The organism is Hymenobacter mucosus (assembly GCF_900188255.1).
In the GTDB taxonomy this organism is placed as follows: Bacteria; Bacteroidota; Bacteroidia; order Cytophagales; family Hymenobacteraceae; genus Hymenobacter; species Hymenobacter mucosus.
In genome coordinates this window covers 364,864-378,165 of record NZ_FZNS01000003.1, presented here as the reverse complement: position 1 = coordinate 378,165, position 13,302 = coordinate 364,864, and the positions used below count along the sequence as shown (strand labels likewise).

Annotated in this window: 12 protein-coding genes; 8 read left to right on the top strand and 4 right to left on the bottom strand. The window is 55.8% G+C overall.

Translation table 11 applies throughout. The annotated features are described in order from the left end of the window. Positions 1-389: 389 nt before the first annotated feature. The 7 genes from carA to CHB83_RS08750 all read left to right on the top strand — a co-directional run bounded on the left by carA (position 390) and on the right by CHB83_RS08750 (position 7,568). Positions 390-1,475: a glutamine-hydrolyzing carbamoyl-phosphate synthase small subunit gene (gene carA / locus CHB83_RS08780; protein WP_089332342.1), complete on the top strand. Its 1,086-nt coding sequence runs from the start codon at positions 390-392 to the stop codon at positions 1,473-1,475. A 38-nt stretch (positions 1,476-1,513) separates the two neighbouring features. After that, positions 1,514-1,855, top strand: a complete 342-nt coding sequence (locus CHB83_RS08775) for a hypothetical protein (protein ID WP_089332341.1) — start codon at positions 1,514-1,516, stop codon at positions 1,853-1,855. A 160-nt stretch (positions 1,856-2,015) separates the two neighbouring features. Continuing rightward, a complete protein-coding gene (locus CHB83_RS08770) occupies positions 2,016-2,390 on the top strand; it encodes a hypothetical protein (protein WP_179225493.1) in 375 nt (124 codons plus the stop codon). 14 nt (positions 2,391-2,404) lie between these two features. Further along, positions 2,405-2,773, top strand: a complete 369-nt coding sequence (locus CHB83_RS08765) for a hypothetical protein (RefSeq protein WP_089332339.1) — start codon at positions 2,405-2,407, stop codon at positions 2,771-2,773. A 97-nt stretch (positions 2,774-2,870) separates the two neighbouring features. Continuing rightward, the gene (gene carB / locus CHB83_RS08760; protein ID WP_089332338.1) at positions 2,871-6,101 is read left to right on the top strand and encodes a carbamoyl-phosphate synthase (glutamine-hydrolyzing) large subunit; all 3,231 of its coding nucleotides are present in this window, start codon (positions 2,871-2,873) and stop codon (positions 6,099-6,101) included. Between the two features lie 155 nt (positions 6,102-6,256). After that, positions 6,257-6,547 carry a GIY-YIG nuclease family protein gene (locus CHB83_RS08755; protein WP_089332337.1) on the top strand — a complete coding sequence of 97 codons (291 nt, stop codon included), beginning with the start codon at positions 6,257-6,259 and terminating at the stop codon, positions 6,545-6,547. A 76-nt stretch (positions 6,548-6,623) separates the two neighbouring features. Continuing rightward, complete coding sequence (locus CHB83_RS08750; RefSeq protein WP_089332336.1) at positions 6,624-7,568, top strand: N-acetylornithine carbamoyltransferase; 945 nt, start codon at positions 6,624-6,626, stop codon at positions 7,566-7,568. Positions 7,569-7,639: 71 nt separating this feature from the next. Here CHB83_RS08750 and CHB83_RS08745 read toward each other — a convergent pair whose 3' ends face one another. From CHB83_RS08745 to CHB83_RS08735, 3 genes are all read right to left on the bottom strand, one after another. Next, a complete protein-coding gene (locus CHB83_RS08745) occupies positions 7,640-8,170 on the bottom strand; it encodes a hypothetical protein (protein ID WP_045689964.1) in 531 nt (176 codons plus the stop codon). A gap of 133 nt (positions 8,171-8,303) precedes the next feature. Continuing rightward, positions 8,304-8,828, bottom strand: coding sequence for a hypothetical protein (locus CHB83_RS08740; RefSeq protein ID WP_143437057.1), 525 nt, complete (start codon positions 8,826-8,828; stop codon positions 8,304-8,306). Positions 8,829-8,926: 98 nt separating this feature from the next. Further along, positions 8,927-10,135 carry a homogentisate 1,2-dioxygenase gene (locus CHB83_RS08735; RefSeq protein ID WP_089332335.1) on the bottom strand — a complete coding sequence of 403 codons (1,209 nt, stop codon included), beginning with the start codon at positions 10,133-10,135 and terminating at the stop codon, positions 8,927-8,929. A 198-nt stretch (positions 10,136-10,333) separates the two neighbouring features. Here CHB83_RS08735 and CHB83_RS08730 point away from each other — a divergent pair, with 198 nt between their 5' ends. Then, a complete protein-coding gene (locus tag CHB83_RS08730; protein WP_236705140.1) occupies positions 10,334-11,347 on the top strand; it encodes a transglutaminase-like domain-containing protein in 1,014 nt (337 codons plus the stop codon). A gap of 85 nt (positions 11,348-11,432) precedes the next feature. Here CHB83_RS08730 and CHB83_RS08725 read toward each other — a convergent pair whose 3' ends face one another. Further along, the gene (locus CHB83_RS08725; protein WP_089332334.1) at positions 11,433-13,115 is read right to left on the bottom strand and encodes a S41 family peptidase; all 1,683 of its coding nucleotides are present in this window, start codon (positions 13,113-13,115) and stop codon (positions 11,433-11,435) included. Between the last annotated feature and the right edge of the window lie 187 nt (positions 13,116-13,302).

The window sequence follows — 13,302 nt, the reverse complement described above, 5'->3', positions numbered from 1 at the left end:
ACGGCCTCCCACATTTCCTTTCAGCAATCGTGCCCGCCCGACTTCCCGATGCCTGACATCTGGGAGCGGCAGGGTGCGGGACCGATTGACATACCTTCTTTCGCTCCCGTTTGGCTTAAGTCCTCGTTCGGCTGGAATAGACCTCTGATTTTGGTTCTGTTCCAGCCGAAATTATATCCGGCCGGTTTCGAAAGCGGGCTGAAGCCACGTAGCGCATCCGCTAAGCGCCCGGCATTAGGGAGGCCGAACCATTGCATTCCCCCTCCTCAAGTCGGTTTCCGAGTAGCGTTGATGGGAACCTCTACTGCCCCAACTCACGCTATGGAAAACCACGGACCTGATTACCGCAGAAATTCAATAACAGAGTAAACCTTTTTTCGCATAACAGAGTGGAAAACGCTAAATCGGTAAAACTCGTCCTGGAAGACGGCACTGAAATTCAAGGCCAATCTTTCGGCGCCTTCACCTCCGCCGCGGGCGAGGTGGTGTTCAGCACGGCCATGACCGGCTACCCCGAAAACCTGACGGACCCCTCCTTCGCCGGCCAGATCCTGGTGCTGACCTACCCCATGGTAGGCAACTATGGCGTACCCGGCGAGGAATTGTACGAGTCGATTTCGAAGATTTTCGAGTCGGACAAGATTCACATTGCCGGCTTGGTGGTGAACTACTACTCTGAGGAGCATAGCCACTGGAACGCAGCCAAGAGCCTCGGCGACTGGCTCAAGGAGTACAACATCCCCGGCATCTTTGGCGTGGACACGCGCATGCTCACCAAAATCCTGCGGGAAAAGGGTGCCATGCTAGGTAAGATTGTAGCCGAGGAAGACGTAGAGCTGCACGACCCCAACCAAGACAACTTAGTAGCCCAGGTGAGCCCCACCGAGGTAAAGCACTACGGCAACGGCCAGCACAAAATCGTGCTCGTTGACTGCGGCACCAAAACCAACATCATCCGCTGCTTCCTGCAGCGTGACGTGGAGCTGATTCGGGTGCCCTGGGACTATGACTTCACCAAGCTCGACTACGACGGCCTGTTCCTCAGCAACGGCCCCGGCGACCCTAAGATGTGCACGCCTACCATCGAGCACCTGCAAACCGCGCTAGGCCAGGACAAGCCCATCTTCGGCATCTGCTTGGGCTCCCAGCTCATGGGCTTGGCCGCGGGCGGCGACACCTTTAAACTGAAGTACGGCCACCGCAGCCACAACCAGCCGGTACTACTCTCAGGCACCAAGCGCAGCTACATCACCAGCCAGAACCACGGCTTCGCGGTAGACACCAACACGCTGCCCGCCGAGTGGGAAATGTTGTTCGAGAACCTGAACGACGGCACCTGCGAAGGCATCAAGCACAAGATCAAGCCGTTCTTCTCTACCCAGTTCCACCCCGAAGCCGCCGGCGGCCCCGAGGATACAGAATACCTGTTCGATGACTTCCTGAAAGCTGTAGCGGAACACAAAGCCGCTAAATAACCATGAGTTCCCGTATGTTTCGCTTCTTACTATCATTCATGCTGCTCTTTTCTCTTTGGAGCATAGTTAATGGGTGTAGTAAGCAGGAAACGAAATTTGACAGGCATCAGTGGTCCGCTACAGGTGACATAGGGAGTTTCCCGTACCGTGAGCAAATGGTCGATGATTTAGTGAAGCATCATCAACTAAAGGGCCTCACCTACACGCAGCTTCTTGATTCGCTCGGTGAGCCATCAAACTATGGTGAGCCCGACGGCACTCTGCGCTACCTAATCGTTGAAGATTTCGAATCAGATATCGACCCAGTACATGGCAAAACACTTGACCTGACGTTGGGACCAGATTCAGTAGTAACCTCCTACAAGATATCGAAATGGTAAAAGCACTTATCTGCCGTGCTGAGCTCGTCGAAAGACCCTTTACGACTTCGTTAGGATGTCCTAGTCCACTTCGTTAACTAAAGATGCTTCCCTACGGCGACCTTCGGTTCAATAAGCCCAGCATCACGTTCCTTATCTTCAACCCGGTCATTTTTAATGCATGAGCCCTATGCAAGAAAAGAGCGGAAGCACGCGGAACTGGGTGTACGTAGCGCTGGGAATTGTGGCGTTTGCGGTGTTCTACCTCATCAAAAGCGTCAAGATGAAAGACGTCGTCAAACTTGCCGTGGGCAAGCAGGACATCTTTCTTTCGATGCTGGATAAGGGCAATGTCTCACCTCGCATTCTAAGCCGTACCGGGAAGATTGTTTCGAGGAAGTTTGACGCCGGAAAGCCCGGTCCGAAGCAGGATTCTCTCTCCTTCCGGCTCGTGCTGAAAGGCGAGAAAGCCACCGCCACAATCCGGACCAAAGTCATGAAACAGCCTGATGGCAAATGGCAGATGGTTAAGAGCGACACCACTTTCTCTGAGTAAACCGCCCAGCTCCCATGCCATCTAAAAGTAAAGGCTTTCCGAACTGGGGGTATGTGCTGCTGGGCGCGCTGGCTTTCGCGGGGTTTTACTTCGTCAGGAACCTAGGCCAGCGGACGCTCATGAAAGCAGTACTGGGAGAACCGGCCGATCTGATTGCTCAGGCTATGAGTTCGGCTAGAGTTTCTTCTAGAATAACCAACAGAATAGGAAGAATACACTCTAAGAACTTCAAGGTGGAAAACCTGAGTGCTAAAAAAGACTCGCTTGTCTTCCGCTTTTTATTGGATGGTGAGCGGGCCAATGCCACCATTAAACTCTGGATGACCAAACGGGCATCCGGCAACTGGGAAATCGTGAAGAGCGACACCCTCTTTTCTAAGTAACACCTTCTCTGCCCACATAAACTACCGGCGGTAGCCGGCCTAGCACGACTGCCTTTTAACATGACCGCACCAGCGGCCTGTTACCCTAACCCTCAGAATGGAAAAACCACAGAAAGTTCTCATCCTCGGTTCCGGCGCGCTGAAAATCGGTGAAGCCGGTGAGTTCGACTACTCCGGCTCCCAGGCCCTTAAGGCGCTGAAAGAGGAAGGCATCCGCACCATCCTCATCAATCCCAACATCGCCACCGTGCAAACGTCGGATAACATTGCCGACGACGTGTACTTCCTGCCCGTGACGCCCTACTTCGTGGAGGAGGTCATCAAGAAGGAGCAGCCCGATGGCATTCTGGTGGCCTTTGGCGGCCAAACGGCCCTGAACTGCGCCGTGGCTTTGTTCCGCGCCGGGGTGTTTGAGAAGTACAACGTGAAGGTGCTGGGCACGCCCGTGCAAAGCATCATCGACACTGAGGACCGGGACATTTTCAAGGAGAAGCTCGACCAGATTGGCGTACTCTCGGCCCGCAGCGTGGCCGTGACGACTATGGAAGACGCGGTGGCCGCGGCCGAGAAAATCGGGTTCCCCATCATTGTGCGGGCGGCGTTTGCGCTGGGTGGCCTAGGCAGCGGTTTCGCCAATAACATGGACGAGCTGCGGGCCCTAGTCCAAAAGTCCTTCACTACTTCGGACCAGATTCTGGTAGAAGAGTCGTTGAAAGGCTGGAAAGAAGTGGAGTACGAAGTAGTGCGCGACCAATATGACAACTGCATCACGGTCTGCAACATGGAGAACTTCGACCCCATCGGTATTCATACCGGGGAGAGCATCGTGGTGGCGCCTTCGCAGACCCTGAGCAACCGCGAGTACCACAAGCTGCGCAGCATCGGCATCAAGACCATTCGCCACCTCGGCATTGTGGGCGAGTGCAACATTCAGTACGCCCTCGACCCTGTTTCGGAGGATTACCGCGTGATTGAGGTGAATGCCCGTCTGTCGCGCTCCTCGGCGCTGGCTTCTAAGGCTACGGGCTATCCGCTGGCCTTTGTGGCCGCCAAGCTGAGCCTGGGCTACTCGCTGTCGGAGCTGAAGAACAGCGTGACGCAGACGACTTCCGCCTTCTTCGAGCCGGCGCTTGACTACGTGGTGGTGAAGCTGCCGCGCTGGGACCTGGGCAAGTTTGAGGGCGTGAACCGGCAGATTGGCTCGGCCATGAAGAGCGTGGGCGAGGTAATGGCCATCGGCAAATCCTTCGAGGAAGCCATTCAGAAGGGCCTGCGCATGCTGGACACCGGCAAGCGCGGCTTCGTGGCCAACAAGCCTGAGCAGGTGGACAACGCCACCATCGACAAGCTGCTGAGTGAGCCAAACGAGGAGCGCATCTTCGCCATCAACTTGGCGTTTGAGGCCGGCTACACCCTGGAGCAGGTCCACGATCTGACCAAGATTGACCACTGGTTCCTGCAGCGCCTGTACACCATCTTTGAGCTGAGCAACCAGCTAGCTGCCCAGCGCGGCAGTGGCCTAGACGCCCTGGAGACTGGCCTACTGCGCGAGGTGAAGAAAGCCGGTTTCTCGGACCAGCAAATTGCGGTGAAGCTGCTAGGCCAAGGCGACGTGAAAGCCGATGAGCTGCTGGTGCGGGCCCGCCGCAAGGCCCTGGGCGTGCTGCCGGTTATCAAGCAGATTGACACGCTGGCGGCCGAGTTCCCAGCCAAAACCAACTACCTCTACAGCACCTACCACGGCACTGAAAACGACCTGCAGCCGGAAACCAGCAAGTCTATTGCAGTGCTGGGCTCGGGCGTGTACCGCATTGGCTCTTCCGTAGAATTCGACTGGTGCGGCGTAAATGCCGTGCAGACGGCCGCCGAAGAGGGTTACAAAACCATCATCATCAACTACAACCCCGAAACTGTTTCTACCGACTACGACGTTTCGGACCGGCTGTACTTCGAGGAGTTGAGCTTCGAGCGGGTGATGGACATTCTGGAGTTCGAGCAGCCAGAGGGCGTGATCCTCTCCACCGGTGGCCAGATTCCGAACAACTTAGCAACCCGTTTGGCCGATGCTAATGCACCCATCCTGGGCACTGCTCCGGCTCGCATCGACGAGGCTGAAAACCGCCACAAGTTCTCGAGCATCATGGACGAGCTGGGCATTGCCCAGCCCCGCTGGAAGGAGCTGACTTCCCTGGACGCCATGTTTGAATTCGTAGGCGAGGTAGGCTACCCCGTGCTGATCCGGCCTAGTTACGTGCTCTCGGGGGCTTCTATGAACGTGGTGTCCAACGCCTTCGAGATGGAGGCCTTCCTGAAAGCCGCTGCTGAAGTAAGCGCTGAGTACCCGGTAGTAGTATCGGAGTTTATGCAGGATGCCAAGGAAATTGAGCTGGATGCGGTGGCCGACAAGGGCGAAATTGTGAGCTATGCCATTTCCGAGCACGTGGAGTTTGCCGGCGTCCACTCTGGCGACGCCACCATGTACTACCCGCCTCAGAAGGTGTACGTGCGCACGATCCGAAAGCTCAAAACCATTGCCGAGAAGATTGCCAAGCGCTACGAAATCAGCGGGCCGTTCAACATCCAGTTCCTGGATAAAAACGGCGAAATCCGGGTGATTGAGTGCAACATCCGCGCCTCGCGCAGCTACCCCTTCGTGTCGAAAGTATCGGGTAACAACCTGATCAAGAAGGCCACGCAGGTGCTGCTAGGCAAGAAGGTGGCACGCGATGAAAGCGAGCGGGTGTACGACCTGCCCTTCGTGGGCGTGAAGGCCCCGCAGTTCTCGTTCACCCGCCTACCCGGCGCCGACCCAGTGCTGCGCGTGGACATGGTAAGCACCGGCGAGGTAGGCTGCCTGGGCGACACGGCCGAGGAAGCGCTGCTGAAGTCAATGTTGAGCGTGGGCTATAAGATTCCGCAGAAGTCAGTGCTGATTTCCGGCGGGCCCATCAAGTCGAAGGTGGCCTTGCTGGCGGCCACGGAACTGCTCGTGAAAAAGGGTTACCAGATTTACGCCACCCAGGGCACGCACCGCTTCTTCGCCGAAAACGGCATCCCGAGCAGCCTGCTCTTCTGGCCCGATGACTACCAGGAGCCCAACGTGCTGACCTACCTGAAGGAGAAGAAAATCGACTTGGTCATCAACATCCCCAAGAACCTGTCGAAGGGTGAGCTGGACAACGACTACAAGATCCGTCGCACGGCCATCGACTTCGGCATCCCGCTGCTCACCAACGCCCGCCTAGCCAAAGCCTTCATTCAAGCCTTCTGTAAGCTTGAAATGAAGGACCTGAAGATCAAGAGCTGGAACGAGTATAAGGCGATGTAACGTCGAAACTAGGCCTACATTACTGAAAAGAACGTCATGCTGAGCGAAGTCGAAGCATCTCTACCTCTGGCTAACTCCTGACATGAGGGAGAAGCGGTAGAGATGCTTCGACTTCGCTCAGCATGACGTTCTGATTTTCTTTGTAACGTCGCCAGATGTACGTCTACATACTGACCAATCCGACTAAAACGGTCCTATACATTGGCACTACCAACGACCTCGCTCGCCGCCTCAACGAGCACAGCAATGGTCGGGGTGATGCAGGCAAGTTTACTGGGCGGTATCAGGCGGATTTGCTGATGTACTTTGAGCTTTGTCCAGATGCCGCTCAAGCCATTGCTCGAGAAAAGCAGTTGAAAGGCTGGACACGCCAGAAGAAGGACGCATTAATTACAGCCTTCAACCCCAGTTGGGAAACCATAGATTTGGAAACATGGACCGGCTGACCAACCTACGAAGCGGGAGAGATGCTTCGGCAAGCTCAGCATGACGTTCTTTTAGGCCTAGGCCACTCAATACCACATGAAAAACTTCACCTCTTTCGCCGATGCGGGCGACTATAAAGCCCTGCTGCAGCAAGCCCTGGAAATCAAGGCGAATCCGTACGGCTACCAGCACATCGGCAAGAACAAAACGGTTGGGCTGATCTTCTTCAATCCCAGCCTCCGTACCCGGCTTAGCTCAGTAAAGGCGGCCTACAACCTGGGTGCGCAAGCCTGGGTGCTCAACGCCGGCGCTGATTCCTGGACGCTGGAAATGGCCGATGGCGCAGTGATGAACGGCGGCACCCAGGAGCACATCAAGGAGGCTATTGCCGTTATGAGCCAGTACTGCGACGTGCTGGGCGTGCGCACCTTCCCTACGCTCAAAGACCGCGAGGCCGACTACAGTGAGGAAGTTTTCAACAAGATTCTGAAGTACGCCACCGTGCCGGTTATCAGCCTGGAAAGCGCCACGCTGCACCCGCTGCAGTCGTTTGCCGACCTGATTACGGTAGCCGAGACCAAGCAGAAGGAACGCGTGAAGGTGGTGCTGACCTGGGCCCCACATGTGCGCGCCCTGCCCCAGTGCGTGCCCAACTCCTTCTGTGACTGGTTCTCGGAAGTAGACTGGGTGGACTTCGTTATTACGCACCCCGAAGGCTACGAGCTGGACCCCAAATTCACGAAAGGGGCCCGCATCGAGTACGACCAGAAGAAGGCCCTGGAAGGCACCGACTTCGTGCAGGCTAAGAACTGGAGCAGCTACCAAGACTACGGCCAGGTTATCAGCAACGACCCTTCGTGGATGCTGACGCCTGAGCACATGGATGGCACTAACGACGCCAAGTTCCTGCACTGCCTGCCCGTACGCCGCAACGTGGAAGTCTCCGATGCCATCCTGGACTCGCCAAATTCCCTAGTGATTCAGGAGGCGGGCAACCGGGTATTTTCCATGCAAACCGTACTGCACGAGCTGCTGAAGTAATGCCTGCATACAAAACAAGAAAGCCCCCTGGCCTAGGCCAGGGGGCTTTCTTGTTTTGTGTTGTAAGTGGCCTAGAGCGGGTCGGCCGTAACCTTGAAGCGCGAGTCGGCGCGGATAGTAATGTCCTTGCTGATGGCTTTGCGGATGCGGGCTTCAGTGGAGAGCGTGTAGCTGCTGGCCTTGATGTACTTGTCGAGCTTCTCGGTGGTTGGGGTCAGTTGGATGGTGTTGACGCCCATGGGTATGTTATCCTTGGAAGCCAGCAGAATCCGGTCGTTGCCGTCGGTGCTGATGTACAGGCTGATGCTGCTCAGGAAGTCGAAGTTCTCGGAGCTGGGGTCGGTGACGGTGAGCGTGAGGCGGTCGAGCTTCACATCCTTCACCAGATTAGCGCTGGTGTTTTCGTTCTTGAACTTCTCGTCGGAGCGGGTAGGAACGGTGATAGGCGAAACCGGCGTAATCACGTTTACCGGGAAGCCCGTTGCGATTTTAACCGACTGCGAGTCCTCAATAGTAAAGGTCAGCAGCTTGTCGAGTTTGTCGCAGCCAGACAGGAAAACCAGTAAGGCCAGAAGGGGAGCTAGAAAGAGGACTTTTTTCATGGGAGTTGCAATTTGAGCGGAAGTTACGAAATCAACTCCAACCCGGATTTGTCCTCCCTTCCACTCATCCCACGCGTTCGTCTAGCGATAACATAGCATCTTACTAATGCTCATTACATTAATAGATTTAGTGTTACAACTGCTGTGCCCGAACATCATACTGTAATTGCAACTCAGCCAAATTTTGGCTGGGTTGGTTGACCTCTAGATAAGGTATAATATAATACCTACCGGGCTGCAGATAGGCTGTCAAGTCCTCTTTAGTTGGCACTAGTTTCAGAGTAGTCGCCCCACGCGGAACGACATCGGTGGCAGCCAACACAATCCGCTTATTACCCTCCGCTGTAACGGCATACAGCGTGAGCCGATCCAAAAAATCGAAGTTTTGCCCGTTGGGGTATTTCAGGTTTACTTCAGCCGTACGAAGTACTACACTCTTTACATGTTCAATAGAAGCCTTATTTATTTCACAGGCCTGCGCACATTTTGACCATACACTTATGGTTGAGGTATGTCCTGAGGAATAGCGGGATACGTCCAGCACTGCAGAGTCTAGAACATCGAATGTAACATCCGACTTCTCCGCATCCTCTTTTTTACAACCACTAAATAACCAAACCAAGGCTATTAGTACACAGAGAGAACAAGCGTGTTTCATGCATTTAACTTAACATATATAAGCTTAAACACCCCGTGTCCTTTGTATATCCATGGGGTGTTCTTGTAAAGTGTAAAGAATATTGATTACACCACTCCTTAATCCATCATATCGGCGGAGCGGGGCGGGTCGGGCACGAAGCCAGGTTGCCAGCTCATGGGGTAGCGGCCGTCCACGTAGGGCAGGGCCGCCTCGGTGAGGTAGAGCGGGCGGAAGGTGTCCACCATCACCGCTAGCTCGTGGGTTTCCTTTTTGCCGATGCTGGCCTCCACGGTGCCGGGGTGTGGGCCGTGGGGAATGCCGCTGGGGTGCCAGGTGAAGGACGCCAAGTCTACGCCCTTACGCGACATGAAATTGCCGGCCACGTAGTACAGCACCTCATCTGAGTCGACGTTGGAGTGGTTGTAGGGCGCCGGAACACTCAGCGGGTGATAGTCGAAGAGGCGCGGCACGAAGGAGCAGATGACGAAGTTGTGCCCTTCGAAGTGCTGATGCACAGGTGGCGGCTGGTGGAGGCGGCCCGTAATCGGCTCGAAATCATGAATGCTGGTGGCGTAGGGATAGAAGTAGCCGTCCCAGCCCACTACATCGAAGGGCGAGTGGCCATAGGTTAGAGTGTGCAGCAGGCCGTCTTTCTTGATCTTGACCACGTACTCGCCCGATTCCCGCTCATCATCGGTCACCAGCTCATGCGGGGGCCGGATGTCCCGCTCACAGTAGGGCGAGTGCTCCAGCAGCTGCCCGAAGTGGTTGCGGTAGCGGCGGCACGTTTCCACGGGGCTAAACGACTCGATGATGAGCAGGCGCACGGGGCCTGCTTCGAAATGAAGCTGGTGAATGATGGTGCGCGGAATAATGACGTAGTCGCCGGGCTCGAACTGCACCTTGCCTAACTGGCTCCACAGTTCGCCCCGACCTTCGTGCACGAAGATGACCTCATCGGCCAGAGCATTCTTGTAGTAGTAATCCATGCGCCGCTCGGTGGGGTTGCAGATGCTGAGCGTCACGTCGGCGTTGCCGAGCATGGTTTGCCGGGCCTGCAGGTAGTCGCCGCCGGTGGTGGTTTGGGCCAGAGTGCGCAGGTGCGCTGGTTCCAGGGGCCGGTCTTTCAGCAGCTTAGGTGCAAACGGCTCGGGCTGGCCCACGGTCCTGATTTCTGTGGGTGGGTGCTTGTGGTAGAGCAGCGACGAAACGCCGTGGAAGCCCAGCGTGCCCACTAGCTGCTCCAAGTACAGGGAGCCATCGGGCTGGCGAAACTGGGTGTGGCGCTTGCGCGGAATCTGGCCGAGGCGGTGGTAGAAAGCCATGGTACAGAAATGAGTTGGGTGGGAAATACGGGTAGAAAGGTCAGTAGCGTGAAGGTAAGAAGGTTTGGTATGGATAGCAGCCTGGGATATTCGAGTCACGTTCCCGGCAACCAATATGTCTGTATGATGGTTGAAGCCATAACCCTGGCGTATCTTGCACTTTATTTCAGCCGTTACCTCTTGTTACCTCTTACTACCGTGTCTTCCGTATCTGCCCGTCTGCTGCCGCTCTTCCTAACCGGTTTAGGTTTGCTGGCTTCTGCCAATACACCCAAAGCAGTGGAACCGCGCACCCGTACGTTCAACTTCAACTACACGACTACCGTACCCGCGCAAGCCGCCGGCGTGCGCGAGGTAGACTTGTGGCTACCCGTGCCTCACGACGACAAGAGCCAGGACATTCGCGACCTGAAAATTGAAGCACCCGTACCCTACGAGGTGAAAACAAGTGCCTACGGCAACCGCGTGCTGCATGTGCACGCTACGGGGGCGGCGTTGCAGGGATTTACCGTGAGCATGAAATTGCAGGCTACTCGGCGCGAGCACCTCAACCCTACGCTAGCCGGCCAACCCGTTACGCGCAAAATGCTGGAGCCTGCTGACCCCAACATGAGTCGGTGGCTGGCGGCAGATAGCCTCGTGCCCCTAGACCCAAAGATCCGGCTGTGGGCACAGGAGGTAGTAACGCGCGCAAAAGCCACTACCAACTTGGAGAAAGCAAAGGCTATCTACGAGCACGTGGTTAGCACGGTGACCTACGATAAAACTGGCCAGGGTTGGGGCCGCGGCGACATTTACTATGCCTGCGACGCCCGCCGTGGCAACTGCACCGATTTTCACGCCGTGTTCATTGGCTACTGCCGAGCCGTTGGCATTCCTGCGCGCTTTAGCATTGGGTTCCCACTACCTCCAGAACGCGGTAGCGCCGAAGTAAAAGGCTACCACTGCTGGGCGGAGTTCTATACAAAGGAAACGGGCTGGGTACCCGTAGATGCCTCTGAGGCAGCTAAGAACCCTGCTAAGCGCGCCTACTTCTTCGGGGCTCACGACGAGAACCGCTTGGAATTTACGCGCGGCCGGGACCTGGTTTTGGCCCCGCGCCAGCACGGTGGTACCCTCAACTACTTCATCTATCCATACGCCGAAGCAGATGGCCAACCGCTGGCGGGCCTGCAACAGCAGTTCCGAGTGCAGGATATACCAGCTAAGTAGCCACTATAGGCTTCTCTAAACACTAAGCGGCCCGTAGTTCTTTTGGAGCTACGGACCGCTTAGTTTCTTCGGGCTGATAATTCTGCTACTTCAAGGTCAGCCCGTTCATTAGGGTAGAGCCACTATCAGTGACTACGCGGAGGGCCTGCTGAATTTCAACGTCTTCTTGGTTGAGGACTTGGAAGTAAGCGGCTTTACCATAGGCGCTACGGGCAATTAGGGCTTTCAGCTGGCTGCGCAGGAGCGGTGCGCACCGGCGCAGGCCAGCGGCATCGTTGGCTACGCCATCTTGCGCGGCCCGAGCGGCCAATTGTTGCAACTGGGCGTCGCTGATGCGGAAGCTTTGGCTGAACTGCTCAAAGCGCAAACCCTCCAACTCAGTCTTATGCTCTTGAAAGAAGCGGACGGCAAACTCACGAACTAGGTTGTGGCTCTGTAGGCGGGTATAGTAGGCTGAATAAGCAGTAGTATCGCGGGGCACAAACACATCGGGCATAATGCCTCCGCCACCATACACCGTGCGGCCGTGTGCCGTACGGTAGCGCAGGGAATCTGCAAAGTGAATACTATCAGCGTGGAAGTACTCGCCGTGGCGCTGACGATTCACAAGGTCCTTTTCGTACTCGGCCAGCCCGCCGCTGTAAGACTTTTGAATGCTACGGCCCGAAGGGGTGTAGTAGCGGGCAATGGTTAGGCGCAACTCCGAGCCGTCGTTAAGCGCAATGGGCTGCTGTACCAAGCCCTTCCCGAAGGTACGACGACCCACCACAAGGGCGCGGTCCTGGTCTTGTAGGGCACCGGCTACCACTTCGGCTGCGGAGGCACTGCCTTCATCTACCACTACTACCAGCGGGCCTTCCTCAAACTCGCCTGCTACGCGGGAAAAGGTCTGGGTATCGTACTGGTCACCTTTGCCATCGGTGTATACAATCTTTTTCGTGCCCCCAATCAGCTCATCGGCCAGCTTAGTGGCACGGTCGAGGTAGCCACCGGGGTTGCCACGCAAATCAAGCACCAAGCGGGTGAGCCCCTGACGACGTAGGTCGCCGAGGGCAGCCTTGAACTCGTCGTAGGTACCGCTAGCAAAACGACTAACCTTGATGTACCCCGTCTGATTATCAATCATGTATGCCACATCTACCGAGGAATTGGAGATGCGGTTGCGGGTCATTTGCACGTTCAAGGGCTGAGTCAGACCACGGCGCAGCAGGCGTACCAGCACGGCACTTCCCCGGGGGCCTCGCAGCTTGTTGAATACTTGCTCAGTGGTGTTGTGCATTCCCGATACTCTCTCCCCATTCACGGCCAGAATACGGTCGCCGGGTTGCAGCCCTGCTTGGTCGGCGGGGCCACCACTCAAGGGTGATACAACCGTTACGGTATCATGAAATAAGTTGAACTCCACACCTACCCCATCAAAATCGCTCTGGAGGAAGGCTGAAGCCTGCTGCTGCTGCCGCGCCGGAATAAATACTGAGTGCGGATCTAGGCGCTCTAGCATCCGACCAATGGCGTAGTCCGATAGTTCTTCTGCATTCACGGAGTCCACGTAATCCCGGTCCACATAGCTCAGGATTTCTTTGAACTTTAGATAGCCCCGAGCCGTGGCATCCGGGTTTTGATCGGAGGGGCGAAAGGGATTGGCACCTAAGAGGATTCCGCAAGCTAGAGCTAGTGCCAACAGGAGCGGTTGCCGAATCTGCCGCCGGGTATTCCGTAGGGCCGGCTCCTTCACAGGGCGCAACGAGTCGTGGGGCTCGGTAGTCATAAGGCGCTGAGTGAGTAGAAGTTTAGGCGATACGCAAGGGCTGGCAATACGGACAGGTATCCAAAACTATTGAAACTTTTCCAAGATATATGCACTGCACATAGGTGGATATTTATTTTCCAATAACAATGCAAATTTTTATGGATTTAGAGCAACATACTTCAACCCAAACGCAGATAATCCTATT

What these genes read in the sequence shown, in the direction of transcription:
- CHB83_RS08775 (WP_089332341.1), top strand. Translation starts at nt 1,514, where the DNA reads ATGCTGCTCTTTTCTCTTTGGAGCATAGTTAATGGGTGTAGTAAGCAG.
- CHB83_RS08770 (WP_179225493.1), top strand. Translation starts at nt 2,016, where the DNA reads ATGAGCCCTATGCAAGAAAAGAGCGGAAGCACGCGGAACTGGGTGTAC.
- CHB83_RS08765 (WP_089332339.1), top strand. Translation starts at nt 2,405, where the DNA reads ATGCCATCTAAAAGTAAAGGCTTTCCGAACTGGGGGTATGTGCTGCTG.
- carB (WP_089332338.1), top strand. Translation starts at nt 2,871, where the DNA reads ATGGAAAAACCACAGAAAGTTCTCATCCTCGGTTCCGGCGCGCTGAAA.
- CHB83_RS08755 (WP_089332337.1), top strand. Translation starts at nt 6,257, where the DNA reads ATGTACGTCTACATACTGACCAATCCGACTAAAACGGTCCTATACATT.
- CHB83_RS08750 (WP_089332336.1), top strand. Translation starts at nt 6,624, where the DNA reads ATGAAAAACTTCACCTCTTTCGCCGATGCGGGCGACTATAAAGCCCTG.
- CHB83_RS08745 (WP_045689964.1), bottom strand. Translation starts at nt 8,170, where the DNA reads ATGAAAAAAGTCCTCTTTCTAGCTCCCCTTCTGGCCTTACTGGTTTTC.
- CHB83_RS08740 (WP_143437057.1), bottom strand. Translation starts at nt 8,828, where the DNA reads ATGAAACACGCTTGTTCTCTCTGTGTACTAATAGCCTTGGTTTGGTTA.
- CHB83_RS08735 (WP_089332335.1), bottom strand. Translation starts at nt 10,135, where the DNA reads ATGGCTTTCTACCACCGCCTCGGCCAGATTCCGCGCAAGCGCCACACC.
- CHB83_RS08725 (WP_089332334.1), bottom strand. Translation starts at nt 13,115, where the DNA reads ATGACTACCGAGCCCCACGACTCGTTGCGCCCTGTGAAGGAGCCGGCC.